Source organism: Geotalea sp. SG265, assembly GCF_022808985.1.
Classification (GTDB): Bacteria; Desulfobacterota; Desulfuromonadia; order Geobacterales; family Geobacteraceae; genus Geotalea.
Window position 1 is genome coordinate 30635 of sequence record NZ_JAKZFT010000005.1, and the last position, 26314, is coordinate 56948.

At 57.0% G+C, this 26314-nt stretch carries 33 protein-coding genes; 14 read left to right on the plus strand and 19 right to left on the minus strand.

Annotation, left to right across the window (positions count from 1 at the left end):
• Window positions 1–2: 2 nt before the first annotated feature.
• From ML541_RS18880 to hemH, 4 genes are all read right to left on the minus strand, one after another.
• Window positions 3–491 carry a prepilin-type cleavage/methylation domain-containing protein gene (locus ML541_RS18880; RefSeq protein WP_279342395.1) on the minus strand — a complete coding sequence of 163 codons (489 nt, stop codon included), beginning with the start codon at window positions 489–491 and terminating at the stop codon, window positions 3–5.
• Between the two features lie 118 nt (window positions 492–609).
• Window positions 610–1428 carry an AAA family ATPase gene (locus ML541_RS07400; protein WP_243372027.1) on the minus strand — a complete coding sequence of 273 codons (819 nt, stop codon included), beginning with the start codon at window positions 1426–1428 and terminating at the stop codon, window positions 610–612.
• 20 nt (window positions 1429–1448) lie between these two features.
• Window positions 1449–1631, minus strand: a complete 183-nt coding sequence (locus tag ML541_RS07405) for a hypothetical protein (protein ID WP_243372029.1) — start codon at window positions 1629–1631, stop codon at window positions 1449–1451.
• A gap of 3 nt (window positions 1632–1634) precedes the next feature.
• Complete coding sequence (gene hemH, locus ML541_RS07410) at window positions 1635–2594, minus strand: ferrochelatase (protein WP_243372031.1); 960 nt, start codon at window positions 2592–2594, stop codon at window positions 1635–1637.
• Window positions 2595–2801: 207 nt separating this feature from the next.
• On the opposite strand from hemH, the gene ML541_RS07415 reads away from it, so the two are divergent.
• Complete coding sequence (locus ML541_RS07415) at window positions 2802–3461, plus strand: cyclase family protein (RefSeq protein ID WP_243372032.1); 660 nt, start codon at window positions 2802–2804, stop codon at window positions 3459–3461.
• Window positions 3462–3512: 51 nt separating this feature from the next.
• On the opposite strand, the gene ML541_RS07420 is transcribed toward ML541_RS07415, so the two are convergent.
• The 3 genes from ML541_RS07420 to ML541_RS07430 all read right to left on the minus strand — a co-directional run bounded on the left by ML541_RS07420 (window position 3513) and on the right by ML541_RS07430 (window position 5238).
• Window positions 3513–3761 carry a hypothetical protein gene (locus ML541_RS07420; protein WP_243372033.1) on the minus strand — a complete coding sequence of 83 codons (249 nt, stop codon included), beginning with the start codon at window positions 3759–3761 and terminating at the stop codon, window positions 3513–3515.
• 74 nt (window positions 3762–3835) lie between these two features.
• Window positions 3836–4720, minus strand: a complete 885-nt coding sequence (locus ML541_RS07425; RefSeq protein WP_243372034.1) for an RluA family pseudouridine synthase — start codon at window positions 4718–4720, stop codon at window positions 3836–3838.
• Window positions 4717–5238 (minus strand): NUDIX hydrolase, encoded by a 522-nt coding sequence (locus ML541_RS07430; protein ID WP_243372035.1) that lies wholly within the window; start codon window positions 5236–5238, stop codon window positions 4717–4719. The genes ML541_RS07425 and ML541_RS07430 overlap by 4 nt, the downstream gene beginning before the upstream one ends.
• A gap of 130 nt (window positions 5239–5368) precedes the next feature.
• Here ML541_RS07430 and ML541_RS07435 point away from each other — a divergent pair, with 130 nt between their 5' ends.
• Together ML541_RS07435 and ML541_RS07440 are read left to right on the plus strand one after the other, a co-directional pair.
• Window positions 5369–5596 carry a dodecin gene (locus ML541_RS07435; RefSeq protein WP_243372036.1) on the plus strand — a complete coding sequence of 76 codons (228 nt, stop codon included), beginning with the start codon at window positions 5369–5371 and terminating at the stop codon, window positions 5594–5596.
• A gap of 71 nt (window positions 5597–5667) precedes the next feature.
• Entirely contained in the window at window positions 5668–6117 is a 450-nt protein-coding gene (locus tag ML541_RS07440; RefSeq protein ID WP_243372037.1) for a peptidylprolyl isomerase, read from the plus strand.
• Between the two features lie 84 nt (window positions 6118–6201).
• Here the strand turns inward: ML541_RS07440 and ML541_RS07445 are convergent, their stop codons facing one another.
• Window positions 6202–6678 carry a ferritin family protein gene (locus tag ML541_RS07445; RefSeq protein ID WP_243372038.1) on the minus strand — a complete coding sequence of 159 codons (477 nt, stop codon included), beginning with the start codon at window positions 6676–6678 and terminating at the stop codon, window positions 6202–6204.
• A 190-nt stretch (window positions 6679–6868) separates the two neighbouring features.
• On the opposite strand from ML541_RS07445, the gene ML541_RS07450 reads away from it, so the two are divergent.
• The 4 genes from ML541_RS07450 (at window position 6869) to ML541_RS07465 (ending at window position 10041) form a co-directional block, all read left to right on the plus strand.
• Complete coding sequence (locus tag ML541_RS07450; protein WP_243372040.1) at window positions 6869–7858, plus strand: NAD(P)H-quinone oxidoreductase; 990 nt, start codon at window positions 6869–6871, stop codon at window positions 7856–7858.
• Between the two features lie 19 nt (window positions 7859–7877).
• The gene (locus tag ML541_RS07455; RefSeq protein ID WP_243372041.1) at window positions 7878–8534 is read left to right on the plus strand and encodes a hypothetical protein; all 657 of its coding nucleotides are present in this window, start codon (window positions 7878–7880) and stop codon (window positions 8532–8534) included.
• On the plus strand, window positions 8531–9013 hold the full coding sequence (locus tag ML541_RS07460) for a YchJ family protein (RefSeq protein ID WP_243372042.1): 483 nt from the start codon (window positions 8531–8533) through the stop codon (window positions 9011–9013). The genes ML541_RS07455 and ML541_RS07460 overlap by 4 nt, the downstream gene beginning before the upstream one ends.
• Window positions 9014–9159: 146 nt before the next feature.
• Window positions 9160–10041, plus strand: coding sequence for a complex I NDUFA9 subunit family protein (locus ML541_RS07465; protein WP_243372043.1), 882 nt, complete (start codon window positions 9160–9162; stop codon window positions 10039–10041).
• A gap of 8 nt (window positions 10042–10049) precedes the next feature.
• Here the strand turns inward: ML541_RS07465 and cls are convergent, their stop codons facing one another.
• On the minus strand, window positions 10050–11483 hold the full coding sequence (gene cls, locus ML541_RS07470) for a cardiolipin synthase (RefSeq protein ID WP_243372044.1): 1434 nt from the start codon (window positions 11481–11483) through the stop codon (window positions 10050–10052).
• A 43-nt stretch (window positions 11484–11526) separates the two neighbouring features.
• Window positions 11527–11976, minus strand: a complete 450-nt coding sequence (locus ML541_RS07475) for a tetratricopeptide repeat protein (RefSeq protein ID WP_243372045.1) — start codon at window positions 11974–11976, stop codon at window positions 11527–11529.
• A gap of 253 nt (window positions 11977–12229) precedes the next feature.
• Between ML541_RS07475 and rsmB the strand changes: the two genes are divergently transcribed.
• From rsmB to ML541_RS07490, 3 genes are all read left to right on the plus strand, one after another.
• A complete protein-coding gene (gene rsmB / locus ML541_RS07480) occupies window positions 12230–13576 on the plus strand; it encodes a 16S rRNA (cytosine(967)-C(5))-methyltransferase RsmB (RefSeq protein ID WP_243372046.1) in 1347 nt (448 codons plus the stop codon).
• A gap of 89 nt (window positions 13577–13665) precedes the next feature.
• Window positions 13666–14331 (plus strand): ribulose-phosphate 3-epimerase, encoded by a 666-nt coding sequence (gene rpe / locus ML541_RS07485; RefSeq protein ID WP_243372047.1) that lies wholly within the window; start codon window positions 13666–13668, stop codon window positions 14329–14331.
• Between the two features lie 41 nt (window positions 14332–14372).
• Window positions 14373–15293 carry a diguanylate cyclase gene (locus ML541_RS07490; RefSeq protein WP_243372049.1) on the plus strand — a complete coding sequence of 307 codons (921 nt, stop codon included), beginning with the start codon at window positions 14373–14375 and terminating at the stop codon, window positions 15291–15293.
• On the opposite strand, the gene ML541_RS07495 is transcribed toward ML541_RS07490, so the two are convergent.
• Together ML541_RS07495 and nadA are read right to left on the minus strand one after the other, a co-directional pair.
• The gene (locus ML541_RS07495; protein ID WP_243372050.1) at window positions 15288–15971 is read right to left on the minus strand and encodes an endonuclease III domain-containing protein; all 684 of its coding nucleotides are present in this window, start codon (window positions 15969–15971) and stop codon (window positions 15288–15290) included. The genes ML541_RS07490 and ML541_RS07495 overlap by 6 nt on opposite strands.
• Window positions 15971–16885: a quinolinate synthase NadA gene (gene nadA / locus ML541_RS07500; RefSeq protein ID WP_243372051.1), complete on the minus strand. Its 915-nt coding sequence runs from the start codon at window positions 16883–16885 to the stop codon at window positions 15971–15973. Before nadA ends, ML541_RS07495 begins: the two co-directional genes overlap by 1 nt.
• A gap of 226 nt (window positions 16886–17111) precedes the next feature.
• Between nadA and tatB the strand changes: the two genes are divergently transcribed.
• A complete protein-coding gene (gene tatB / locus ML541_RS07505) occupies window positions 17112–17363 on the plus strand; it encodes a Sec-independent protein translocase protein TatB (protein WP_243372052.1) in 252 nt (83 codons plus the stop codon).
• A gap of 59 nt (window positions 17364–17422) precedes the next feature.
• On the opposite strand, the gene ybgF is transcribed toward tatB, so the two are convergent.
• The 7 genes from ybgF to ML541_RS07540 form a co-directional block, all read right to left on the minus strand.
• Window positions 17423–18250, minus strand: a complete 828-nt coding sequence (ybgF, locus tag ML541_RS07510) for a tol-pal system protein YbgF (protein WP_243372053.1) — start codon at window positions 18248–18250, stop codon at window positions 17423–17425.
• Between the two features lie 103 nt (window positions 18251–18353).
• Window positions 18354–18935, minus strand: a complete 582-nt coding sequence (pal, locus tag ML541_RS07515; RefSeq protein ID WP_243372054.1) for a peptidoglycan-associated lipoprotein Pal — start codon at window positions 18933–18935, stop codon at window positions 18354–18356.
• Window positions 18936–19064: 129 nt separating this feature from the next.
• Window positions 19065–20318: a Tol-Pal system beta propeller repeat protein TolB gene (gene tolB, locus ML541_RS07520; RefSeq protein ID WP_243372324.1), complete on the minus strand. Its 1254-nt coding sequence runs from the start codon at window positions 20316–20318 to the stop codon at window positions 19065–19067.
• A 20-nt stretch (window positions 20319–20338) separates the two neighbouring features.
• Window positions 20339–21064: a TonB family protein gene (locus ML541_RS07525; RefSeq protein ID WP_243372055.1), complete on the minus strand. Its 726-nt coding sequence runs from the start codon at window positions 21062–21064 to the stop codon at window positions 20339–20341.
• Between the two features lie 38 nt (window positions 21065–21102).
• Window positions 21103–21522, minus strand: coding sequence for a protein TolR (gene tolR / locus ML541_RS07530; protein WP_243372057.1), 420 nt, complete (start codon window positions 21520–21522; stop codon window positions 21103–21105).
• A gap of 9 nt (window positions 21523–21531) precedes the next feature.
• Complete coding sequence (tolQ, locus tag ML541_RS07535) at window positions 21532–22206, minus strand: protein TolQ (protein ID WP_243372059.1); 675 nt, start codon at window positions 22204–22206, stop codon at window positions 21532–21534.
• Between the two features lie 120 nt (window positions 22207–22326).
• Window positions 22327–23106 (minus strand): carbon-nitrogen family hydrolase, encoded by a 780-nt coding sequence (locus tag ML541_RS07540; RefSeq protein ID WP_243372061.1) that lies wholly within the window; start codon window positions 23104–23106, stop codon window positions 22327–22329.
• Window positions 23107–23207: 101 nt separating this feature from the next.
• Between ML541_RS07540 and hemW the strand changes: the two genes are divergently transcribed.
• The 3 genes from hemW (at window position 23208) to grpE (ending at window position 26242) form a co-directional block, all read left to right on the plus strand.
• Window positions 23208–24371: a radical SAM family heme chaperone HemW gene (gene hemW, locus ML541_RS07545; protein WP_243372062.1), complete on the plus strand. Its 1164-nt coding sequence runs from the start codon at window positions 23208–23210 to the stop codon at window positions 24369–24371.
• Window positions 24372–24504: 133 nt separating this feature from the next.
• Window positions 24505–25536: a heat-inducible transcriptional repressor HrcA gene (hrcA, locus tag ML541_RS07550; RefSeq protein WP_243372063.1), complete on the plus strand. Its 1032-nt coding sequence runs from the start codon at window positions 24505–24507 to the stop codon at window positions 25534–25536.
• Between the two features lie 127 nt (window positions 25537–25663).
• Window positions 25664–26242: a nucleotide exchange factor GrpE gene (gene grpE / locus ML541_RS07555; RefSeq protein ID WP_243372064.1), complete on the plus strand. Its 579-nt coding sequence runs from the start codon at window positions 25664–25666 to the stop codon at window positions 26240–26242.
• Window positions 26243–26314: the final 72 nt, after the last annotated feature.

A 26314-nucleotide genomic window follows, 5' to 3' on the forward strand; every position in this document is an offset into this window, starting at 1 on the left:
GGTCAATAGTAGCGAGCCAGGCCGATATAGGCGCCGTTATTGGCACGAATGATGTCGTCCTGACTCGGTTGGGCCGTAATTGGCGGAATGCTTTGACCATCTGCTCCCATGCTGTACAGATCATAATCCGAATTGATCGGCACCAGGTTGCGATCCTTGCGGAGCGAACCTTTACCTTTAAGCTGACTGCCGGCGATCTTCAGGTACTGGTAGGGGTTTCCCCACGGGTCACGGGGAGTTCCTTGTCCCAGTTCGCCCAGGCCTTCGGGCAGACGGCCGTTGTCGTCAAGGAACATTTTGATATCCTTTTCCAGCCCTCTGATTTCCACAATGGCTCTGGCCACCCTGGCCTTCTGGACGTAAGTGGAAAGGGCTGGGAGACAGATGGCGGCAAGGATGGCCAGGGCAGACACAATAAGAATGAGCTCGAGGAGCGTGAAGCCTCGCTCGGGGAGGGAGACGCGTAGACGTATGGGCAGCGACAGCAACATTCCGAAACTCCATGGGCGAGAGCGGTTTACGCTCTATGGACTTATCGGATCGAGGCCGGAGTTGCTTGAGTTTTTCCATGGCAGGGGATGCAGGAGAGGGGCCGATCAATTTCAAATCTTATTTCAGATACCGCAGCGCCTCTTCCCCCAGAATCCGCTCCAACGCCAGGGGCAGGAGCTCCCGCGGTTCCTGTTCCGTGGCGGCCATCATCTTCAGGGCATAACGGGCGATGTTGATGCCGTCACGCACCGAGTAAAGCTCATCGGCGGCATGGGCTCGCTGGAGGAAGTCGACGACGTATTTGAGGATGGAGCTCGCCGCAAAGGGAAGATTTTCCTTGAGGATCATCAGCTCTTCGTCAGCTTCGGGAAAATCGATGTAAAGCTGGGGTTGGAGCCGGGAATGGATGTATTCGGGGACTTCGAAGGTTGAAGCGTCTTCGTTCATGGTGACGACAATACGAAAATCCTTGTGGGCGGGGATACGCAGACCGGTAATGATGGATTCCACGTAGCGGCGGTCATCCAGGAGCGGCGCCAGGGAGGCCCAGGCCTTTTCACTCATGCGGTTTCCCTCGTCGAGGATCAGGACGCCGCCGGCAACCATGGCCGAGACTAGCGACGAAGCGGCATACTGGATCTTGCCGTCGGGACCGATGACCGGGGTGACGATCAGGTCTTCGGGACGGGTATCCATGGTGGCCTGAAAGAGGTAGACCGGCTGTCCCAGGGTCTGGGCCGCTGCATAGGCGAGGGTGGTCTTCCCCACCCCCGGCTTGCCGATCAGTCGCGGGTTAAAGGGGATGTCACGCTCATCGATGACCATCCAGACGGCCAAAAGCTGCTTCAATAGCTCTCCTTGGCCGACCCACTTGAGATTGAGCTTGACCGGGTTGGCCAGGCTAAGATTTATGCCATCGAGGGTTATGTTGTCCATTGATACTCCGGTTGCGTTTCTCAGGTGTTTTTTTCGTGCAGGTACATCATGGAGAGCATGGCGCGATTCTCCAAACATTGGGGGCACAGCATTCCGGCATCGTCCCAGACCTCACCCGCCAGCCACTCACCAGCCTCGGTAAAGGGGGACGATGATGCGTCCTCCTCAGCGAACTCACTTTTACAGATTGCACATTCTTTCAAACTTCACCCTTCACTCTTCACACTTTTTACCAGTTCCGCCAAGCATTCAATAAAGAGCGGCGATGAGTTGAGGGACGGGGAACGGCGGAACTTCTCGATCCCCAGCAGTTTCGCCTCTTCGGCATACTGGATATCCACCTCATACAGGGTTTCGATATGGTCGGAAACGAAGGATAGGGGTACCATGAGCAGCTCCTTGCGCCCTTCTGCAGCAAGCTTCCTTAGCATCTCCTCGGTGGAGGGCTCCAGCCACTTGACCGGTCCGGCCCGGGACTGGAACGACAGATGGTACTCCACGTCCCCCAGCCGCTCCATGACCAGGCGTACCGTCTCCAGGATGTGGTCCAGATATGGATCGCCATCGTCGATGAATGATTGGGGGAGAGAGTGGGCCGAAAAGACCAGGGTCACATTTGTCCGGTCGCCGAACTGCCTCAGGCCTTCCTCGATCCGCTCGGTCAGGGCCTGGATATAGAGGGGATGATTGAAGAAGCGGTCGATATAGTGGACGTCGAAATGGACCCCCGCCTCCCCCAGGACCCGTTTCAGCTCGTTGATGCTGGAGCCGGTGGTAGCGCGTGAATAGTGGGGATACAACGAGAGTGCGATGATGCGGGAGATCCCTTCCCTTTTGATGGCGGCCAGGGCTTCGATGGTGGTAGGCTTCCAGTAGCGCATGGCGACGAAGACACGGTAACCTTCCCCCAGCTGCGCTTCCAGGGCCTGGGCCTGGGCCTCGGTCAACTCGCGGATCGGTGACTTTCCCCCGATCTTCTCGTAATAGCCTTCAACCTTTGGGGCGCGGCGACGGCAGATGAAACGGGCGATGAACGGCTGGAGAAAGGCTGGGCCGATCTTGATGATTTCCCGGTCGGAGAAGAGGTTGAACAGGAATGGCTCCACTGCCTCTATGGAGTCGGGCCCTCCCATTTGCAGGAGCAGGACGGCAGTTTTTTCGGTCATGGTTACCTCATTGGATGCTTTTTCAATGGGAGCAACAAGGCTGTCGTGCGTGCCTGTAGGAACCGTTATTAAGCAATACGGGCGGCCTTTTGTCAAGGCATCCATCGGGGTCGGCCACAGGGAGGAGCTTTGCCCTCGCAAAAGGGATGGGGGCGTGTATACTGTTGATGTGCAACGGAACGCGCGTATATCTACGGAGGAAAGATTATGAGGATCTACGACATTTCCCGGACCATTTCGGAAAGGCTGCCAGTCTATCCCGGTGACCCGCCGGTGCGGATCGAGCCGGTAATGCGCCTTGACCTGGGGGAGATGGCTAATGTCTCGGCCGTTAGCATGTGCAGCCACAGCGGGACCCATATCGATGTGCCGCGGCACTGCTTCGAAGATGGACTGTCCGTTGATCTGCTGCCCCTAGGGCAGCTTATCGGCAATGCAGTGGTGGTGGAGGCGGCGGGGGCCAGGGAGATAGGACGGGAGCAGCTGAAAAGGCTACCGGTGAAGGGGGAAGAGCGGGTCCTGCTGAAGACGGGCGCCACTTACGCCGCTTCGGGAGAGCCTGCCTATCTGACCGAGGAAGGTGCGGAATTCCTCCTGGAATCGGGAGCCAAACTGGTCGGGACCGATGCCCTTTCCATAGAAGGGGAGGGTGGGCTGGAGGTTCACAGGCTGCTGCTGCGCAATGATATCCTGATCGTGGAAGGGCTCAGGCTTGAGGAGGTACCCGCCGGGCATTACCAACTGATCTGTCTGCCGATGAAACTTGCCGACGGGGATGGTGCGCCGGTACGGGCGGTTCTGATCGGTCGTGATGCAGTTGGGGAAGGGGAGTTTGACCCCCATACGAGCAAGTGGCCCCTTTCCTGAAGCGCTTGGTGAAATGGAAGACGGCAGGCGGGACGGCCTGCAGCGGATCCTTTACTTGGTCCTGTCGGGACAATCCTTGGGGCAGGGCTTGCCGCCTTTGGTTTTATCGCAGTTGACCTTCTTGCAGTCCGCTTTACCCGCCTTAGCCGCTTTTGCTTTCCCAACCCCTTTTTTGCTGCATTTCGTGCAGGTTGATGTCTGGGCCTGTACCGGCTTGTTTTTTTTCGGCGCTGCGGCAGCCGGCATGGTAAAGGCGACGGCAATGGCCAATGCTGTGATTCCAGCGAGTATTCTCCTCATCTATTACAACCTCCAAAAAAAATAATTTATGCAAATATAGCCATACATGGTGCGGAGTACAAGATTTTTTCAGGCTAATCAAGGTCGATGCCGTGATCCTGGCAGACCTGCCGGAAAGCTCTATCTACCGGGGCGGTGGCGCTGATTGCCTTCCCATCCCTGGTGCTGAAGGCCATGGAGCGACAATGGAGCATCATGCGCAAGGCATGTTCGCCGCCGTAGGTGGCATCCCCCACAATCGGCAGGCCGCTGTGGGCTAGATGCACCCTGATCTGGTGGGTTCTCCCGGTAAACGGGTGCGCTTCTATCAAAGTCGCCCCCTTGCCTGCAGAGATAACGCGGAACGCGGTGCGTGCCTCCCGCCCCGGGAGAGCGACTCCATAGCGGAATTTGTTCAGCTTGGCAATGGGCGCATCCACCGTCCACTCCTCCTGCTCTGGAACATCGGCAACCAGGGCCCAATAGACCTTTTCAACCTTCCCTTCTTTGAGCAGGTAGGAAATGTGGGTGGCGGCCTTCTTGTGTTTGGGGAAAAACATCACCCCCGAAGTTCCCCGGTCGAGGCGGTGGATGACCCGGGCCGGCTCCTTTGAGCCGAGGGATTTAAGATAGCATTCCACGGCATATTCCACCGTCCCCTTCAGCTGGTAAGGGGTGCGCTGGCTGTTGATCCCTGCCGCCTTGTTGATGGCAAGATAGCCTCCATCTTCGAAGAGCAGGTCTTCCTTCCGATAGACGATCTCCACGCAACGTTCCGGTTCCATGACACCTAGGGCGACGAGGTCTCCTTCCCGCAGCTGTCGCGAAGCAACGCGCACCAGTGATTCAGAAATGGTGCAGCCTCCCCAGTCGATGATGCGCCTGATTTGGGCCTTGGAGAGCTCGGGAAAGAGCAATTTTGCCCCGTCATCCAGGCGCATGCCCGCTGCCTCGGCGGTGACCGCGGCTTTCAGAATCATTTCTTCCTCCCGTGCGCCCGGTAAAGAGCCGTAATGGTCTTGCCGTCGGCAATCCTGCCATCCATGGCCATTGCCAGCGCTTCATCAAGAGAAAGGCGTACCGGCTCGATATCTTCATACACCTCGGGCTGGGGCTCTCCCTGGGAGAGACCGGTGGCCAGGAAGAGATGAATGCGCTCGTCGAGAAAGCCGGGAGAGGAATAGATGCAGCCTAGAGAAATCAGCTCGGCGGCGAGCAGACCGGTCTCCTCCATCAGTTCCCGATGGGCGCAGCGGTCGGGTGCTTCGTCCGGGCAGAGACGCCCGGCGGGAAGCTCCAGGGTAAAACCGCCGGTGGCCGGGCGCAGTTGCCGGATCAGCGTGACGGTGCCGTCCTCGTGGAGCGGCAGGATACCTACTCCGCCGGGATGGCGGACAATCTGGTAGGGATGCCAGCCCTTGTCGCCGATCTTTACCTCCATCTGCTCGATGGCGACAACTATGCCATTGAAGACCATGGTGCCGTTTCTGGTTTCCATGCCTGCTCCTGTGATAGGTATTCTCAGGATTCATAGCATCATTCTGTGGGGAAGTGAAGCCCAATTCACTTTACAGACCGGGGGTGGGTGCTACTATTAAAGAAAATTAACTGATAGGCGGGGAGGTGCCATGTACGGTCATGACCGCATCTACAAAAAAGTGGAGATTATCGGCGTTTCCAAAGACGGTATCGAGGCGGCCATCCAAGCGGCGGTGCAAAAGGCGGGGGAAACCCTGGAAAATCTCTCCTGGTTCGAGGTCGAGGAAATCCACGGCCATGTGGAGCCGGATGGCAAGGTCGGCGAGTATCAGGTAGTCCTGAAGGCTGCGTTTCAACTGAAGGATCGACCGGAATGAAACTAGTGGCAAAACAGCGCGCAATCTGATATTGTCTCCGGGCTAAAAATCCATCATGAAAGGCGGATCCTATGGCACAGGCAAAGAAAGGGGACCGGGTGAAGGTTCACTACACGGGGAAACTCGACGACGGCTCCGTTTTCGATTCCTCGGAATGCGGCGATAGCGACTGCGACTGCTCCGCTCCACTGCAATTCACAGTGGGTGCGGGAGAGGTCATCCCTGGTTTTGACCAGGCGGTGGAGGGGATGGCCATCAACGAGACTCGATCCGTACACATACCGGTGGCGGAGGCGTACGGGGAGCGGATAGAGGAAATGGTCGCCCAGGTGCCGCGTAGCGAACTGCCGGCCGACATGGTGCCCGAGGTGGGACAGCAGCTTGAGGTGACCCAAGAGGATGGCAACGCTTTTCAGGTGGTGATCACCGAGGTGACCGACAATCAGGTGACCATCGATGCCAACCATCCCCTGGCGGGACGGGATCTCAACTTCGATATTCGTCTGGTCGAAATCGGCTGATGACTGAAAAAGGGACAATCCTTCGATTGTCCCTTTTGTTTTTCCGCAACAAGACCTGTGTTGGAAGGCCGTTCCGACAGCCTCCTAGTTTTCGGTCATGAAGTGCTCTTCGTAGAGGTCTTCCAGTGACTGCAGGTGGCGGGTCTCATCGGCCAGCAGGCGATCGAACAATGCTGCCATGGGAGCGCCTGCACAGCCCTCGGCCATCCGCTTGTAAAAGTCGATGGAGCCGTTTTCCAGGTGGATTGCATAGACCAGCGCCTCGCGGGCATCGGAGTTGGGGCTCAGTTCCTTTTTTGCCAGGACATAGGTCAGGTTCATGGTCTTGACCGGCTGGCTCAGCTGGTTGCCGGTTCCCATGCTTCCCTCCACCAGTGCCTTCTCCAGCTGATGCTTGTGCTCAAGCTCGTCCAGTGCCGCATCCTTGAGTACTTCCCGGGCGCCTTTATTGGACAGCTTGCGGATAGCCTCCAGGTAGTGGCGAAATCCCTCGTTCTCCATAGAAATAGCCATCTCTATGGCGGCTTCAAATGTATAGCAGACCTGATTCTCTTCAGCCATGGTGCTCCCTCCTGTGTCATTAAAATGAGGTGTGTCTTGTTAACCTGGCGCTTTCAGCCATACGAACCATGAAGGGAAGAAAACCTGAAAGAGGCGGTTAAAAGGTTGACACCTTTTTGTATACGATGATATTAAAAACCATTTTTATCGATACGCAAGCTGGAAATTCATTACATATGCGGGGGAATCTATGAAAGCGGTATTGCTCGAAGGTTTCGGAGGGGTCGAGGTACTCAAGGTGGGTGAGGTGGACAAACCGGCACCGAAAGAGAACGAGGTGCTGGTCAAGGTGATGGCGACTACGGTCAATCGCCCCGACCTGGTGCAGCGGGAAGGGAAATACCCGCCGCCGCCGGGGGATTCGGAGATCCTCGGCCTGGAGGTCGCCGGCGTCATTGAGGCATTGGGCCCAAACGTGACGGGCTGGAAGGTGGGGGACCGGGTCATGTCGCTGGTTGGTGGAGGCGGCTATGCCGAATATGCCGTGGCTTACGCCAACCACCTGATGCCGATTCCCGAATCCATGAGCTTCGAAGAAGCCGCCTGCGTCTGCGAATCATACATCACCGCGTTCCTCAACATCTTCATCCTCGGCGAGTTCAAGGACGGCCAGACTGCCATCCTCCACGGCGGTGGCGGCGGGGTCAATACGGCAGGCATCCAGCTTTGCCGGGCGCTGGCGCCCAGCTCAAAGCTCATTGTCACCGCTGCACCGGAGAAAATGGAGCGGGTCAAGGCAGTGGGCGCCGACCTGCTGGTGAACTTCCGTGAAACGCCTGATTTCAGTGAGATCGTTAAAAAATACACCAACAAGAAGGGGGTCGATCTGATCCTAGACCATATCGGCGCCAAATACCTGGCCCCCAACATGAACTCCCTGGCTTACCGGGGCAAGCTGGTCATTATCGGTGTCACCAGCGGCATAAAGGCCGAACTCAACTTGGCGCTGATGATGGTGAAGAGGCAGCAGATCATCGGTTCCGTCCTCCGCTCCCGGCCGGTGAGCGAGAAGGGGGAGATCGTCGCCGAATTTACCAGAAGGGCGCTGCCGAAATTCGCCGACCGGACCATAGTTCCCATCATCGAGAAGGTCTTTACCATCGATCAGGTGGTGGATGCCCACCGGATGATGGAAGAGGACAAGCATTTTGGCAAGATCGTTCTGAGAATCGGCGCTTGAGCCATGGCGGACAGTCATCATGGTAGCTATTAAAATGTTTTTTCTGGCCATGGGAGCGGCACTTTCCCTGGTCTTGACAGTGCCCCTTCATGCCGCCGAGGTCAAGGTTCTCGACGACCTGGACAAGACCGTTCAGACCGATGCCATCAAGGCCCGCTGTTCGCGTTACCAGCAGGCCTTGCAGGCGCTGCAGAAATCCCTCGACGACCTGAACAGCGGTGAAGAGGTCTCCAGTATCTTTCGCATTAACAAGGTCCTGGCGCAGGTGGCGGAGAGCGAAAAGCTGCTGACCGCGGCAAACGGGGAACTTGCGGCACTGACCGCTTATGTCGCGGTCAACAGGGAGAAGTTGACCGCCGCTGGGCTGGAGGCATTTCTGCCGCTGGCGCAGCTGGATGATGTTTCCTACCGCCAGTACCAAGAGGCGGTCAGAGCATATCTCATCGCCTTCAAATCCCTGCTCTATTACTCAAAGTCGCATATCTCCGCGCTCAGGGTGGGTAGAAAGGCGGAGATGGACACCCACGAAAAACTGTACAGCGAGTATGTTGCGGCAACCGACCGCCAAGGTGAGTCCTTCAGCGAGTGGAGCGGGTTTCTGTTCCAGTTCATCCAGGATAACCCGGCGCTTCGGCCCCATCTGGAAAATAACCCCCGGAAAGAGGAAAAGCTATGAACAGTTGTCCCTGCGGCTCCGGCAACACCTATGAGGCTTGTTGCCTGCCGCTGATCGATGGAACAATCCTGCCGGAGACGGCGGAGCAGTTGATGCGCTCCCGTTATTCTGCCTATGTGAAGGTGGAAACCGATTACATCTTAGAGACGACCCATCCGGAGCACCGGCAGAACTTTGACCTCAAGGGTACGAAGCAATGGGCGGAAGAATCGCTCTGGGATGGCCTGGAGATCGTTGCCACCACCAAGGGGGGCGCGGACGACCGGGACGGGACGGTGGAATTCATCGCCCGCTATCGCGAAAAGGGCATGCGGAAAGCCCACCACGAGCTTGCCGAGTTCAAAAAAGAGGACGGGCGCTGGCTGTTTACCGACGGCTCCGCTGTCCCGGCCAGGCCCATCACCAGCAACAAGGTGGGGCGCAACGATCCTTGTCCGTGCGGCAGCGGGCAGAAATACAAGAAGTGCTGCGGCAGGTAAAGCTGAGAGGTTCCCCGGCCTCCCCCCTTCCTGACAAAACCCCGTCTCCTGCGATGGGGTTTTTTATTGTCCTCTGATGTAGTGGCAATGCCCGCTGGCTGCGATACAATATCCTTCGGCAAGGTGCAATATGGCGGGAGGCGACCATGAAGATCTTTATCAGCGGCGGTACGGGATTTGTCGGCGGTCATGTGCAAAAGGAACTGCTGGACCGGGGGCATCGCCTCATGCTGTTGGTCCACCGGCGCAGCGACCGCCTCCTGCCGGGGATCGAGCAGGTGGAAGGGGACGTGACCCGGCCGGAGACTTTTGCCGGGCGAGTGTCCGGTTGTGACGCAGTCATTAATCTGGTGGGGATCATTCGCGAGTTTCCTTCGCGCGGAGTGACCTTTCAGCGCCTCCACATGGAAGGGACGAAGAACATGGTGGATGCGGCGCAGCAGGCCGGAATCGGTCGCTACTTGCAGATGTCGGCCCTGGGGGTCAGGGAGGGTGCCGTTTCAGCCTATCAGCGGTCAAAATATCAGGCAGAGCAGTACGTGCGGAAATCGGGCCTGGATTTTACCATTTTTCGCCCCTCGATAATCTTCGGTCCCAAGGACGACTTCATCAACAAGCTTGCGGGCATGATCAGGAACTTGCCTGTGGTGCCGGTCATCGGCGACGGCACCTACCGTCTGCAGCCCATTGCCGCCGACGACGTGGCGCGCTGTTTCGCCATGGCCCTGGAGATGCCGGAAACCATCGGCAAGACCTTTGAGCTGTGCGGCCCCACTCGCATAAGCTACAACGAGCTGCTTGACACCATTTCCAGGGTAACCGGCAAAGCTAATCCGACCAAGATCCACAATCCACTCGGATTGGTGAAGCTGGTGGTTCCCCTTTTCCAGAACATCCCCGCCTTTCCCATCACCATGGACCAGCTGCTCATGCTCATCGAGGACAACATCTGCGACGGGGCGTGGCGCGACACCTTCAGGTTCGAGCCACAGGATCTGGAGGAGGGCATTCGTCGTTATCTGCAGTGACAGGGTGATCACAGGTACGGTGAAGCCAGTCTTGCCACGCCATCGAGGATCTTTAGCGGCAGGCTTCTGCCGTCCACCTCTGCCAGATTGATTTCGTGAGAGCGGGCCACCGTCTGGTCAAAGCTTGCCGACAGTTGCCTGGTGAGATCAAGGTCATAGACTTCCAGGTTGAACTCGAAATTGAGCCTGAGGCTGCGGGGGTCCAGGTTGGCCGAGCCGACAAGGCTCCAGATGCCATCTACCAGGAGCAGCTTGGTGTGGACGAATGGGGGAGGTTGGTAGTAAATCCGGATGCCATGCTGGAGGAGCTCCCACAGATAGGCCCGGGTGGCCCAATGGACGTAGGGAAGATTGTTCCGTGCCGGCAGCACCAGGGATATCCGGACGCCGCGTAATGCGGCGGTAATGAGAGCGGAAATCAACGGCCGGTCCGGGATGAAATAGGGGGTCATGATCCGCACCTGTTCCCGGGCGCAGGAGAGGGCTCCCAAGATGATCCAGTTCAGCTTTCTGAATTCCTTGTCCGGACCGTCGCTGACGGCGCGCACAATGGCGTCCCCTGTCGCTGGTATGGCGGGGAAAAACCGTTCATCGTTGATCAGGTTGCCGGTGACGAAAAACCAGTCTTCGAGAAAGGTCCGTTGCAGGTCATTCACCACCTGCCCCTCCACCATGAAATGAAAATCCTTGACGATGGGGGGGCTGCCTCCCCTCGCGGTCACATGCCGGTCGCCGATATTCATGCCGCCGGTAAAGGCAGTTTTACCGTCTATCACCAGTATCTTACGGTGATTGCGCAGGTTGACGTAGCCCCCCTGGCGCAGGGGGAGGAACCTTCCCACTTTTACCTTCGAACCCCTGAGCAATCTGCGGGCGGTGGGGCGTGAATACTTCTCCCCCAAACTGTCGATGATGACCCGCACCTCGACGCCGTGCTCGGCGGCCTCAGCCAGAGCTGTGACGAATTTCCTGCCAGTGACGTCGCCGTCGAAGATATAGGTGCTCAGATTGATGGTGCTGACGGCGCTGCCGATCGCCTTCAGCATGACCGGATAGGCTTCGTCGCCATTTTCCAGGGGGGTAAGCCTGTTTCCCGGCAGCAGATCGGCAGCGACCACACGGTCTGCCAATGCCCTAAGTTCCTGCAGGTGTTCTGCGCCGGGAGGAAGGGAGCAAACCTTCTGCTGTTTTCTCCCCAGGGGGAAATTCCCCCATCCTGCCAGGCGCTGGCCTCTTTCCAGCCACTGCCGGGCTCTGCGGGAGATGCGATTGATGCCCATGCTCCAGTAAAGGAGCGGACCGAAAAACGGAATGGTCAGGCAGACGACAATCCAGCCCAGGGCGGAACGGGGGTCGCGCTTCAGGAGCAGGGCGTGCCCAGCCGAAAGCAGCGCCAGCGCGGCCAGCGAGCTGTAGAAGAGGCCATACAGAATATGATCCAAACACCCTCCTTCACGTCATAACAGAAGCAATCAGTCCTGCCGGTTAGAGCAGATTGTAAGGGGAGGCACGTTTTACCCATTCGCTATCGGGATACTCGGCGGAAAGACGCTGGAAAGTCTCCTTGAGATTGCTGGCGTTATGGGTCGTCTTGTACCGGCAGACGCCGGTCAGGTACAGCGCCTCAGGGGCAGCCGCACTGTTTTTGTGTCCCGAGAGGATTTCGTTGAAGCGGAGGATGGCGTCGTTGTAATCGCCGTTGTTGAAGTCGGCCTTGCCGACGCCAAGGAGCAGCGATGGTACCAACTCTTCCGGTGGGAGAAATCCCAGGGTCCGCTGATGCTCGTTGCCGTAATGATCGAGGACGACGATGGTTGGGGTCCAGACGACCCGGAAGTCCTTGGCCACCTGGCCATCGGCAGCTACCTGCAGGGGAACCATCCGTGATGTGACAAAGTCGGTGACAGTGCTGTTGGGATACGAAACCGCACCCATCTGTTTGCAGCCGATTCAGCCGGGGCTGAAGAAATCCAGCAGCACGCATTTCTTTTCTGCCTGTCCCCGGGCCAAGGCCTTCTTGATGTCGCTTTCCCATTGAATCATGACTGCACCTCCCGGTGTTTGATAGCTTTTCCTAAAAGGTTAACGTCCGTCAAGGTGATGTCAAGAAATGAGTCGCCAGCCTTGCAGTTTTGCCCGGAATGCATATAATGGCAGTTCCCTTTACCGAATAATTCACGGAGGCACAGTGTCCAGCCCAAATCCGCGTAGTGCCGCTTTCGGAATACTGTTGCGCATCGACAAGGAACGGTCTTATGCGGACATTCTCATTGACCGGGAATTGTCTGTCGGGGCACTGCGCGGCCCCGACCGGGGGTTGCTTACCGAGTTGGTCTACGGAGTGCTGCGCCGCCAGGCAACCCTCGATCACATCATCAGGCAGTTCTCCAATCAGAAGCTGGAGCGTCTGGAACGTGCAGTGCTGCTGCTCCTGCGCTTGGGGCTTTACCAGATATTCTACCTGGACCGGGTGCCGGTCTCAGCAGCGGTAAACGAGACGGTCAAGCTGGCCAAGGTATTGGTTCCCCGGGCAGCCGGGTTCATCAATGCGATCCTGCGCAACGCCGACCGGAATCGGGGGGCTATTTCCTATCCGGACCGGGAGAAGGACCCGGCCACCTACCTGGCCGTCGCCCACTCACACCCGTCCTGGCTGACAATGGCCTGGATCGAGCAGCTGGGACTCTCCGAGGCTGAATTACTGTCTCAGACCATGGCCGAGCCCCCTGCCCTGACCATCAGGACCAACACCCTCAAAACAAGCCGCCAGCGACTTATGGAGATCCTTGCGGCGGAAGGGGTGTCGTGCGAGGCCGGGCGGTTCTCCCCCATGGCGGTCCGCATCGCCCTCTCCGGTTCCGTTTCGCGGCTTAAGTCCTTTCAGGACGGCCTATTCTTCGTTCAGGACGAGTCTTCGCAGCTGGCAGCCATGTTTCTGGGCGCCCAGGCGGGGGAGCGGGTGCTTGATGCCTGCGCCGCGCCGGGGGGAAAGGCGACCGAGCTGGCGCAGCTCATGGAGGATTGTGGCGAGGTTGTCGCCTGCGACGTAATTCCCCGCAAGCTTCGGCTTATCGATGAAAACGCTGCCAGGCTAGGCATTAAGTCCATACGGACCGTGCTCCTCGATACGGCCGGACCGTTGAAATCCCAGGGTGACAAAGCATTCAACCGGATTCTCCTTGATGCACCCTGCTCGGGACTGGGGGTCATCAGGCGCAATCCCGAAGGGAAGTGGTGGAAAACGGCTGCCGATGTGGATGATCTCGCCAGGGGGCAGAGAGCCTTGCTGGAGAACCTGGCTGGGCACGTGGCGAAGGGGGGCACACTCCTTTACGCAACCTGTTCGACGACGGTGGAGGAAAACGAAGCGGTAATAAGGGATTTTCTGTCCCGCCACGGGGAGTTTGCAGCCGATGATCTGCGCAAGTTCTTTCCTGAACTGGCAGGACTCTTCACCCCCGATGGCTTTTTCCGTGCTTGGCCGCACCGGCACGGCATGGACGGGTTTTTCGCCGCACGACTAAAGAAAAAATAAAAAAGGCCAAAGAGTTAGGGGCGGATTCCCGGGATAGCCTCCCCGGACTCGCGTTATGTGGCACAGGTCTTTACTATCCGGAGGTTGTCATGAAAAAAATAGCACCATCCATCCTTTCCGCGGATTTTTCCCGTCTGGGAGAGGAGGTACGGGCAGTGGAAGCGGCGGGAGCCGATTATATCCATATCGATGTAATGGACGGGAGCTTCGTTCCCAACATCACCATCGGACCTCTGGTCGTGGAGGCGGTGCGCCGGGTGACCCCCTTGCCCCTTGATGTCCATCTGATGATTGATGCCCCCGACCGGTACATCGGCGATTTTGCCAAGGCCGGAGCGGACATAATCGTCGTCCATGCCGAAGCGACCCATCACCTGCACCGGACGGTGCAGCTCATCAAGTCGTTCGGCAAAAAGGCGGGGGTTTCCCTCAATCCAGCCACGACTCTGCACACCCTCGACTACATTCTGGAAGACCTGGACCTTGTCCTGCTCATGACCGTCAACCCCGGTTTCGGCGGTCAGTCGTTCATCGATGCCTGCCTGCCGAAGATACAGGCCCTGCGCGGCATGCTGGATAAAAAGGGGCTGGAGACCGAGCTGGAGGTGGATGGCGGGGTTAAGGAATCGAACATCGCCCAGATAGCCCATGCCGGCGCCGATGTTTTCGTGGCGGGAAGTGCTGTCTTCGGCAGCAGCGACTATGCGGCCACCATTGCCGAAATGAAGCGCCGCGCCAAAGAGCCGGTGCTGTGACGGCTGGTCAGGCAAACGGGTAACTCACCAGGTCGGGGACTATGGCAACTACGGTACTAATAATCGACGATTCCAACCAGATCCGCGCCCAGATCGTGCAGACCCTGCAGCGCGTGTCCCTCTTCGATAGCTACCTGCAGGCATCAGACGGTATCGAAGCGTTCAAGCTCGTTCTCAACACCCAGGTGGATCTGATTCTCTGCGACCTGGAGATGCCGCGCATGGATGGCTTTAAATTCATCGCCATGTTGCAGACGCGGGATGAATTGAAGGATATTCCGGTGATCATGTTGACGGGGCGGGAAGATCGGGACCTGAAGATAAAAGGGCTGGAGGAAGGAGCCTGCGATTACGTTACGAAACCTTTCGATGCCGGGGAACTGGTGGCGAGGGTCAAGGTCCAGTTGAAGATCAAGGGGCTTCAGGATGAATTGAAGCGTTCCAACGAGCTCCTCAAGCAGCTCTCCAACACCGACCCCCTTACCCACCTGTACAACCGCCGTTACCTGATGGAGGCATTGGAGCGGGAATACCAGCGTGCTGTGCGGAAAGAAACCTCCCTCTCCCTGGTAATGGTGGATATCGATCACTTCAAGAAGGTCAACGACAACTACGGTCACCAGGAAGGGGACAATGTCTTGGTTGCGGTTGCAGCCCTGCTGAAGGGCATGGTTCGCAGCTATGATGTTGCTGCCCGCTACGGGGGCGAGGAGTTCGTCGTGATCCTGTCGGAGACGGCACTGCCCCAGGCAATGCTTTTTGCCGAGCGGTGCCGCTGTGCTGTTCAGGAGATTGCCTTTGACGGGACGATAAAGAACCTGACCATCACAGTCAGCCTCGGCGTAGCCACATTTCCTTCCGCGCGAGTGGACTGTGTCGATTCCCTGTTCAGGCAGGCGGATGAGGCACTCTATCGGGCCAAGCAGGGGGGGAGAAACAGGGTGGAGGTCATGATTTCATAAGGATTTACAGGAAAGATGCAGACTACAACCGCTGCAGAGCGGTCTTTTCCGACAGTGTTCCTTGCAGTGCCGGACGATGAGGGCATGATACTCATTGAACAATGCCACGTCGGCCGGAAGGTTATCCATGAACAGGGCGCGCACCCCTTCATAGTCGTCCTTTTCAGAAACCAGGCCCAGATGGGCAAACAGCCGCTTTGTGTAGGCATCGACAACGAACGAGGGCTTATTCCCGGCATAGAGCAGGATGGAATCGCAGGTTTCACGCCCGATACCCCGCACCTTCAGCAGTTCCTCGCGCAATTCATGCCAGTCCCCGGCAAACATCACATCCAGTCTGCCATCGTGTCTCTCGAAAAGCCAGTTGACGAAATCCTTCAGCCTGGCGCTCTTCACATTGAAAAAACCTGCCGGCCGGATGGCCTGGGCAAGCGCGTCAACCGGCACTCGGTGTAATGCCGCTGCCGACAGAAGTCCTGCCTGTTTCAGGTTGACGATGGCTTTTTCCACATTGCCCCAGTTGGTATTCTGGGTCAGAATGGCACCGACGCAGACCTCGAATGGCGTTTCGGCAGGCCACCAGTGCAGATTGCCATAGCGTTCAAGCAGGGCGGCGAATACCGAGAGCAGCTCTTCGCTTTTCCCTGTAGAGTTTTCCAGCTGCAGCGGCTGGTACATCAGTCCCGGGGAATGGCCAGCATCCGGTCAAGCGCCCGTCTGGCCGGCTCGCGAATCTCCTCGGGTACTTTGACGACCGGTGACATGGACTTCAGGGCGGCAAGGATGTCTTCAAGGGAGGTGAGTTTCATGTTTGGACAGACAAGGGCGGGGGAGGCAAGGATAAATTCCTTGTCCGGATTTTCCTTTTGCAGCCGGTAAAGAATACCCGCTTCCGTGCCGATGATAAAGCGCTTGGCAGGGCTTTTCCTGCAGAAGTCGTACATGCCGGTGGTGGAACAGACGTGATCGGCCAGCGCCTCCACTTCGGGGTTGCATTCCGGATGGCAGATGAAGAGGGCGTCGGGATATTCCCCTTTCAGGCGAATCACCGCATCCGGCTTCAGGCGTTCGTGGGTCGGGCAGTAACCGTCCCAGAAATGGAAGCCTTTGTCGGTGAAACGGGCCACATAACGCCCCAGATTCCGGTCGGGAACAAAGATGATTTCCGGTGCAGCAAGGGATTGCACCACCTTGACCGCGTTGGCCGAGGTGCAGCAGATATCGCTCTCTGCTTTTACCGCTGCCGAGGAGTTGACATAGGTGACAACCGGCACGCCGGGGTGGCGTCTTTTCATTTCCTGAAGGGCAGAAACCGTTACCATGTCGGCCATGGGACAGCCGGCATCAAGGCGCGGCAGAAGGACAGTCTTTTTCGGCGCCAGGATCGAAGCCGATTCAGCCATGAAGTGAACACCGCAGAAGACGATGACGGAGGCGGAAGTCTTGGCCGCTTCCACCGACAGTCCGAGGGAATCGCCCGTAATGTCGGCGATCTCCTGGACCTCGTCCCGCATGTAATTGTGGGCCAGTAGAATGCCGTTGCGTTCCTTGAGCAGAGCCCTGATCTCATTTTTCATATCATCCTGGTACATGGCAGCTGTTACCGTCTCCTTTGCATGCAGGTACAACCGTATATCAGCCTTGTGAAAACCGCCGTGCGGCCGTATACAGTACCGGACGATAGTAGTCAATGTTCCTGCCCATGTCAAATCCTTAAATTACGCCACTTGACACCCTATGGCAAAACCACTATTATTTTGGCAGGATTTACGGACAGAAAGCGGTTTTTCTGGTCACTGACACTTAGCGGAGCCCATTATGTTTGGCATCGGCATGCCGGAACTGATTGTCATTTTTGTTATTGCGCTGGTGGTGATAGGTCCCCACAAACTTCCCGAACTGGCCAGGTCACTCGGGCGGGGGCTCGCCGAGTTCAAGCGGGCTACCGAGGATTTCAAGCAGAGTGTTCAGGAGGAATCCCGCGTTACCGATGAGAAGGAAAAGCTCGTTCGGACGGAAGAGGGCACTGAGGCACAGGAGAAGACGGAAGCGGCGACAAAGAAAGTTTAGATTGCTCTTGGAAAGAGGGCGATTTGAAATGGAAAACGGGGCGTAAGCCCCGTTTTTTTTTACTTTAGTTCTTTCAACTTTTCCCGGGCGATTCGTGCCTCATCCGTATGGGGATAATCTTCCGCCAGTTTCTTGTATACATATCTGGCGCTTTTTGCATCCCCCAGTTCCTTGAAAGCCATGGCCTGTTTCAGCATGGCGGCAGGGATCTTTTCGTTACCGGGGTAGTTCTTGATAACATCCTGAAATTCAAGAATGGCCTGGTCGAATTTCTTTTCACCATAATAGGTTTCCCCCAGCCAGTAATGCACGTTTGCCGAGAGGTTGTGGCGGGGATACAATTCCAGAAACCGGTTCAGGTATTCCCTGGCCTTTTGGGAATCTCCCTTGCGCAAGGTATCCAGCCCCTTCTGGTAGAGCGATTCCGGCGTTTGTTCCACCTCCGCTGTTTTTGCCTCGGCCACCTTTTTCTGCAAATCGTCGAAGCTTTTGTCCAGTCTGGTAAGCCGGTCTTCCACGGCAGCAAGGCGGCGGTCGGTATCTTCCTTGAGCAGGGCAAGGTCATCGGCCGGCTTCTGGGCCAGCACGCGGATATCGTCTATCTTTCCGGTCAGGACCTGCATGTCAACCTTGGTGCTATCCAGTGTTGCCTGCAGATCGGCGGCTCCCTTACGTTGCCCCTCCATTTCCTTATGAAAATCTTTGATCGTCTTCTCTATTCCCTCTTTGGTCTCGCTGCGCATCCCGCCGAGATCCTTCTCCATTTTGAAGAGGCGGCTTTTCATTTCTTCCATGTCCCTTTGCAGGGAATCCACCGTCTCTCTCGTTGCACAACCGGCAAGGGCGAATACAAGAATGAACGGCAAAGCTCTCCTGATGAACTGCATGATATTGAATCCTCCGTAATGAAGCAGTACTGAAGAGCCGATCCGAACGGCATATAAAAAGGGAGCCTGAAGGAGGCTCCCTTTTTAGCCCATATGGGACGGCCTACTTGAGAATAACGAACTCCGCCCTTCTGTTTTTGGCCCAAGCAGCTTCATCATGGCCCGGATCGGCAGGCCTTTCCTTGCCGAAGCTGATGACGCTCAACTGGGAAGCGGGCACGCCGAGGGAGATGAGATATTTCATGGCAGCCTTAGCACGATTTTCGCCGAGGGCAAGGTTATACTCGTCGGAACCACGCTCGTCACAGTGCCCCTCGATCTGAACTTTGGTCTGCTTGTTTTTCTCCAGCCACTGGGCATCCTTGGAGAGGGTGTCGCGGGCAGTCTGGGAAAGGGTATAGGAATCGAAATCGAATAACACCTTTTCCAGCTCGGTGGCAGCGATAACCGTAGGCTGTTCCTTGACGGTCGATTCCCCAGTGGCTGTCGGTGCTTCCTGGACCGGTTGCTCCTTAACGGTCTCCTCCTTCGGGGCGGGCTTGGAAGGGGTTGCGGCAGGCTTCTCAGTCGTAACTGGTGGTACAGTCGCCTCTTCCGCTTTCACCATTTCCTTCTTGGCGCAGCCGCCGCATAAAAGAGCACCGCAAAATAAAACCGTCACCAAGCCTACCATACCCTTACGCATTGCTTTTCTCCTTTTTGATTGCAGTTTTAAGGGCTGAGGATCCGTTCCTCGCCGAGACAAAACTAGATGGATTATACATAAGTCCGAAGCAATTTCAACTATCGGCTTAAGAAATATACATGAATGACGTTACCACCACGGGGACCAAGTCGGGTGGGAATCGGCGTTATTGCCGCGGGAAACCCGAACCTGGCCGGTGCCGTCGCTTCTCATGACGTAGATCCCTTCCTTACCCCCCCTGGTCGAGCTGAAGGTGATGAAGCGGCCGTCAGGGGACCACCGGGGATGTTCGTTGCTCCCTGCATTGGTCAGCTGGATATCGTTGCTTCCGTCTACGTTTATGACATGGATCTGAAAGCCCCCCTCCTGGCGGCAGTAGGCAATGGTATTTCCCTTGGGGGACCAGCGCGGGCTGACGTTGTAGGCGCCGCTGGTCGTCAGCCGGGTAACGTGGGAGCCATCGACATTCATGATGAATATCTGGGGCTTGCCCAGGCGATCGGAAACGAATGCGATGCGGGACCCGTCGGGAGACCAGGCGGGAGAAACGTCGATAGCCGGGTTGTGGGTGAGACGGGCAGGATTTTTACCATCTTTGGAGATGGTGTAAATTTCCGAGTTGCCGTCCTTGCTCATGGCCAGGGCGATTCTGCTGCCGTCGGGGGACCATGCGCCGGTTACATTGATGCCGGGATGGGAGGAAATGCGGGCCTCAGAGCCGGAGAGCAGTTCTCGGCGGTAGAGGTCGGGATTGCGCCGCTTGTAGGAGGTATAGATGAGTTCCTTGCCGCTGGGTGAGAAGTCTGGGTTGAGGTTGATGGACCCGTTCTTGGTCAGGCGCTGTACGTTATAGCCATCGTAATCCATCAGGTATATCTCTTTGGTTCCTGAAGCGGTGGAAACGAAGGCGGTTTTGCCGGTGAACGGACCGGCCTCGCCGGTAACCGAACGGAGGATATCGTTGCTGAACATATGGGCAATCTTGCGGTGGTCCGCGCGTTTGCCCGTGTACCGCTTGACCGCCAGCTCCTTGCCGCGGCTCACATCGAAAAAGCGGAATTCCATGGTGACGGTCTGGCCATTGTCAATGTAGCCGCTTTTCACCAGCAGGTTGGCGCCCGCAGTCTGCCAGGGGGCAAGGTCGAATTCGCCGGAGCGAATGCCGGTTTTCGTTTCGGCAGGGGGAGAAGGCATGATGGTGAATTTGCCGGACAGGGTCAGGTCGAAAGCGAGAATATCTGCGATGGCTTTGGCAAGTTCGGTATTCGCACTGCCGGACAGGGGAATGGGCCGCGCGATGGCAAGCTGCGGCTGACGGTTGCCGGGGGCGGTGATCTCTAGGTAATCGTCGGCCATGATGGAACAAGGCAGACAGAGCAGCATGATGAGGATGTAGAGCTTTTTCAATTTTTCCCGACCCCTTGTGGTTTAAAGACGAAGCCGTGCTCAAAGGTGCCGCCGCCGGGTGGCGGCCGGAAATCCCGTTCCGCCCTGCTGATGGCCCGTTCAACGGCATTGTTGAACATCATGTCACTGGAGCTGCGGTCGTAGCGCTTGCCGATGATTCTGCCGGTGCGACCGATGGTCAGCCTGACTTCCACCACCTTGTTCCGGTCGGGGGTGAAAATATCTTCCTGCCGGAAGGCGTCTTCCAGGCGGGAGCGGATGTAGCTGGCATAATCACTGCCGGCTTCGGTTCCCGTGGCTCCCGGCATGCCGGCCTGTCCTCTGCCTGCACCGGTGGCCCTCCTTCGTGCCGCTTCCAGAGCGGCGGCCTGATGCCGGGCCTCTGTGTCACGTTCCAACTTTGCCAGCCGTTCTTCGAATTCCTGGGCCGTTTCCGTGCCGGGCGAGAGCTTTGCCTGCTGTTTGCCCGCAGCCTTCGGGGCCGGTTTAACAGCGGGAAGCTTCATCTGTGACGGCTCTTTGATCTGGGGCGGCGGCTCAACAGCGGGGGGAGCTGATGCCGTTCCTCCCGCGGGCGAGCCTGCCTGAGGGTTTGCCACCGGCAGGTTGACCACATCCACATAGTAGACGGGGGAATTGTCAGTATGCAGCCCCGGCAGGAAATTCAAATTGGTTGCGATCAGGAAAATCACCGCGTGGCAGAGGAAGGAACAGACCAGCATGCCCCCTGGGCCGGGCTCTCTTCTTTTCAATGTGTGTTTCATTTACCTTGGGCAGGCTCCGTGACCATGCCGAGGCGTTCGATGCCGGCACCCTTGATTTCGGCCATGGTTTTTACCACTTCACCATAGGGAACATCCTTGTCCGCCTTAAGAAAAACCTCTTTTTTCGTGCGCGAGGCAAACATGCCGGAGAGCCTTGACTTCAACTCCCCCTGGGGCACTTCGTTCTTGTTGATGAATATCCTGCCCGACCGCTCCAGAGTGACGATCACCGTCTCTTCCTGTGGGGCCAGTGCTTTAGTTTCTGCCTTGGGCAGGTTGACCTGCACCCCCTGCTGCATCATGGGGGCGGTCACCATGAAGATAACCAGAAGGACGAGCATGACGTCCACCAGCGGCGTAACGTTGATCTGCGCCATGGTGGAGCGGCTGTTGTTGTCCCTGCTTCCCAGTTCCATGCTGCTCTCCTATTTGCCGGTGAAGGTCCGCTGGACGATGTTGAGAAACTCGGTGGAAAAGCTGTCCATCTCGCCGACGATTACGCGGATCTTGTGCTGAAAATGATTATACCCCATAACCGCAGGTATGGCGGCAACGAGACCGATCGCCGTGGCTATGAGCGCTTCGGCGATGCCTGGGGCAACGACGGCGAGGGATGCCGAGCCGGTTTCGCCGATCCCCTTGAAAGCGGTCATGATGCCCCAGACGGTGCCGAAAAGGCCGATGAACGGGGCTGTGGAGCCGGTGGTGGCGAGGAAGGTCGTATATTTCTCCAGGCGGGTGATCTCGGAGGTGGTAGCGCGGCGCAGGGCGCGTGAGATATTGTCGATGCCCGCCAGATCCGTGCTGATAACCGTCGGGTCCTGCTTTTCCTCTCCCTTTTCCATGAGCTTCTTCAGCTCACCATACCCTTCGTTGAAGAGGACAGCCAGAGGCGAGTTGGCAAAACGGTCCAACTGGGCATTGATGGCATCGAAACGCTTGGCCTTCCAGAAAAATTCCAGGAAACGCTCGGATTCGTTCTTGGCCCGGTGCACCTGGAGCAGTTTAAAGAAGATGATTGCCCAGGAAACGACGGAAAAATAGAGAAGAACGAAAAGTACCAGTTTTACGACAAGTCCGGTTGTGGCAAAAATTCCCAAGGCTTGTTACCTCCGAATTTCGGACGAAATGGTCCGTCTATGGGGACAAAGTCCAATACATATGCCTTCCGCATGGCGAAGTCAACACGATTTTTAGGAGCTGGACCGGCAGTCACAGGCTCAATAAAATTGAGGCTTGCGGTCGGGGAAGCAGGTGATCTGCTGGCGCCAGCTCTCCATGCCGGCAAAATTCAGGACAGCCGCGGGTTCGCAGCTTTCGTAACCCCCCTCGGCGAGTATTTCCCCCTTGGGACCTATGATCATGCTGCCGCCGAAGAAATCCAGCTTGCCCATCACCCCGCAGGCATTGGCGGCAACGACGAAAAGCTGGTTCTCGATCGCTCTTCCCAGGAGAAGCAGCCGCCAGTGTTCGTCCCGCGGCCTGGGCCATTCTCCCGGGACGACGATGATTTCCGCCCCTTCTACCGCCAGCCGCCGGGTCAGTTCGGGAAAGCGCAGGTCATAACAGATGATGACGCCGATCTTGCCCAGGCTGGTATCGGCCAAAAGCCAGGAATCACCGCCGGTAAAGGCACGATCCTCGTTCATCAGTGAAAAAAGGTGGATCTTGCGATACTTGCCCACCAGCTTGCCTTTGTCGAGGACATAGGCGGTGTTGCAGACTTTCTCCCCATCCGGCTCGGGCAGGCTACCCACCAGCACCATGTTCAGCTCTGCCGAAAGCCGCCCCATCTCCTCCACCACCTCTGGGGTCCGTTTGGCCAGCTCGTTCAGCTCCTTATAGGCAAAGCCGCAGCTCCACATCTCCGGCAACACCGCCAGCTGCACCCCTTCATCATGCAGCCGGTGCAGGGCTTCCCGCACATGTTCCACGTTGGCATCGATATCGCCGACCTTGATAGTGAACTGCACCGCGGCAGCCTTGATCTGTTTGCTCACGGAGGCCTCCTTCTATAAATAAAATTTCATTATGATGTGGGGAAGTTTAATGCAAATGAACACCTATTTCAAGAGGAGTTAAGCTTGGCATTGCCTTATAGATGAATTATTATTTCCCTATGCAACTCTCCCTCTACATTCATTTCCCCTTTTGCGTAAAAAAGTGCCTCTATTGCGACTTCGATTCCATAGCCGGCTCACCGATCACCCCAGATGAATATATTGCGGCGGTGGCCAGGGAGATGGAGCTGCGCGCTGCGAAACTTTCCGGATCAGTATCTTCGCCGACGCTCTATTTCGGAGGTGGAACCCCTTCGCTGATGCCTCCGCAGTTGGTGGGACGGATTATTGATGCGGCGGCGCGGTTCTATGGCCTTGAGGCCAATGCAGAGGTGACCCTGGAGGCGAACCCGGGCACGGTGACGGCGGAAAAACTTGCCGGTTATCGGGTGGCGGGGGTGAACCGCCTTTCCTTGGGATTGCAGGCGCTGGACGACCGGTTCTTGCAGCGGCTCGGCCGGGTGCATTCTGTGGATGAGGCTGTGGCAGCCTATGCCTGGGCGCGAAAAGCAGGCTTCAGCAATATCGGCATTGACCTGATCCATTCCCTTCCCGGCCAGAACCTCGCCATGTGGCAGGAGACCCTTGAGACCGCCACCCGACTTGCACCGGAGCATATTTCCGCCTACAGCCTCAGTGTTGAGGAGGGGACCCCCTTCGCGGCAATGGAAGAGCGAGGAGAGTTGCCCTTGCCCCATGAGGATGAGGCGGCGGCCATGTTCGAAGCGACCAGGAGCCTTCTGATCGCTGACGGCTACGAGCACTACGAAATCTCCAACTTTGCCCGGCCCGGCTTCCGTTCACGCCATAACCAAGTCTACTGGCGGCGCGGCAATTATCTCGGTTTCGGTGCCGGTGCCCACTCTTTTCTGCGGGAGCCGGGATGGGGGATGCGGTGGGTGAGCCCGCGCGGCCACCGTTCCTTTTTGGGCGCAATGGAGAAAGACTGCCTGCAGAATGAGGAACGGCAGGTACTGACGCAACTGGAGGCTCTTTCCGAGTCACTCTTTCTCGGTTTACGCCTGCTGGACGGCATCGACATCGGACAGTTGCGGGATGAGTTTGGCGCCTGCCTGCAGGACCAATATGGCAAGACCATCGACGATCTTCTGGCCAAGGAGCTGCTTGTTAGTTCAGGCCAACGCCTCGCCCTTGCTCCGGGGGCAATCGTGGTTGCCAACCGGATCTTTTCACGGTTCGTCTGAGCTGTCCGTCAAGCTCTGAAAGCCCGTCAAAAGGGGGGAAAATCCCTTGACAAAGACCATGCCGGTTGTTATTTTGACAGCATTAGCACTCGATTTGTTTGAGTGCTAATGTGCTTTAAAGAGGTAAACTTTCATGGATGAGCAGCTTTCTTCGAGAGGCAGGCAGATCCTCGAAGCGATCATCGAGGACTATATAGTCACCGCGGAACCGGTGGGGAGCAGGACCATCACCCGCAGGCATCCCATGTCCCTTTCGCCGGCGACGGTGAGAAATGTCATGGCCGACCTGGAAGAGATGGGATTCCTTGCTTCACCCCACACTTCGGCTGGACGCATCCCCACCGACAAGGCGTACCGGTTCTATGTGAACTCCCTTTTGTCGGTGCGGAACATCGGCCGCGACGAACAGGAGGAGATCCTCAGACGCTGCTCTGTGGCAGGCAAGGACATGGCGGAGGTGCTCAAGGAAACGAGCCGCATGCTTTCCTCAACCTCCCACTACATGGGTATCGTCGTTGCGCCCCGCTTCGATGCCAATATCTTCCGCCAGATTGAGTTCGTCAGGTTGGGTAGCAGACGGATTCTGGCAATTCTCGTATCCCGGAACGGCACCGTTCAAAACCGGATCATCGAGGCGGATGAGGAGATACCGGCCGATGACCTGGTGAAGATGTCCAACTATCTCAATGAACTCCTGGAAGGGCTGACAATTGCCCAGGTGCGGAAGAAACTCTTGCAGGAGATGCAGAGCGACAAGGCCAGATATGACCAGTTGATGGCCAGGGCACTGGCCCTTTCGACCAAGACGGTGAACGAAGACGACGCAGAGGTCTTTATCGAGGGGCAGGTGAATATCTTCGATCAGCCGGAGTTCGCCGATGTGGCCAAGATGAAGGATATCTTCCGCACCTTCGAGAAAAAAAGCACCATACTGCAGCTGTTCGATCGTGCCCTCGTTGCGGAGGGGGTGCAGATATACATAGGTGCCGAATCGCATCTAAGCGATATGCCGGGCATGAGCCTGATTACCTCCACCTATGTCACCGGCCAGAACACCCTGGGAGTGCTGGGCGTGGTAGGCCCCACGAGAATGGGCTATGCCAAGGTCATACCCATCGTGGACTACACGGCAAAGCTGGTGAGCAGGCTCCTGGAAATGGAATGAGACTCCCTGCACATTGGACTCTTTAGGCATATTGGTCCTTACGACGTTTTGCAAAGGGCCTCATTGGCATAAATAACTAAACTAAATACATTCAACTTCACCAGTGATACCAAGGAGATGATCAATCGTGGATAAAAAGAAACATGGTACCAACACGATCAGCGATGCCCTCAAGGAAAAGGCTTCTGCAGCTCAGGAGCCGGAGACAGAGGCGGCGCAGCAGGCCGGGGGAGAACCAGATAAAGTAACGCAGCTGGAAGAAGCATTGAAAACCAAAGAGGCCGAAGCGGCGGCCAACTGGGATAAATTCCTCCGCGAACGGGCCGATCTGGAGAACTACCGGAAGCGGGTGCAGAAGGAAAAGGAAGAGCTGCTCAAGTACGGCAACGAAACGCTGATCCTGGAAATCCTTCCCGCCATCGACAACATGGAGCGTGCCCTTGAGCACGCCAATGAGGAGAGCATGGCCGCCATCGTCGAGGGAATCAGAATGACCCAGGGTATGCTCCAGTCGGCACTGAAAAAATTCGGAGTCGTTCCGGTAGAGTCAGGGCCGGGTACCGTTTTCGATCCGGCCTTTCATCAGGCCATGAGCCAGGTGGAATCTGCCGGCCAGGAACCGAATACCATCGTAGCCGAATTCCAGAAGGGCTATCTGCTCAATGAGCGGCTGCTGAGGCCGGCCCTGGTCTCGGTAGCGAAGTAAAAAGAGCAGGTTCAAGGTGCGATGTCCGAAGTTCGACGTAACATGAACCTCGAACTTCGAACCCAGAACTTC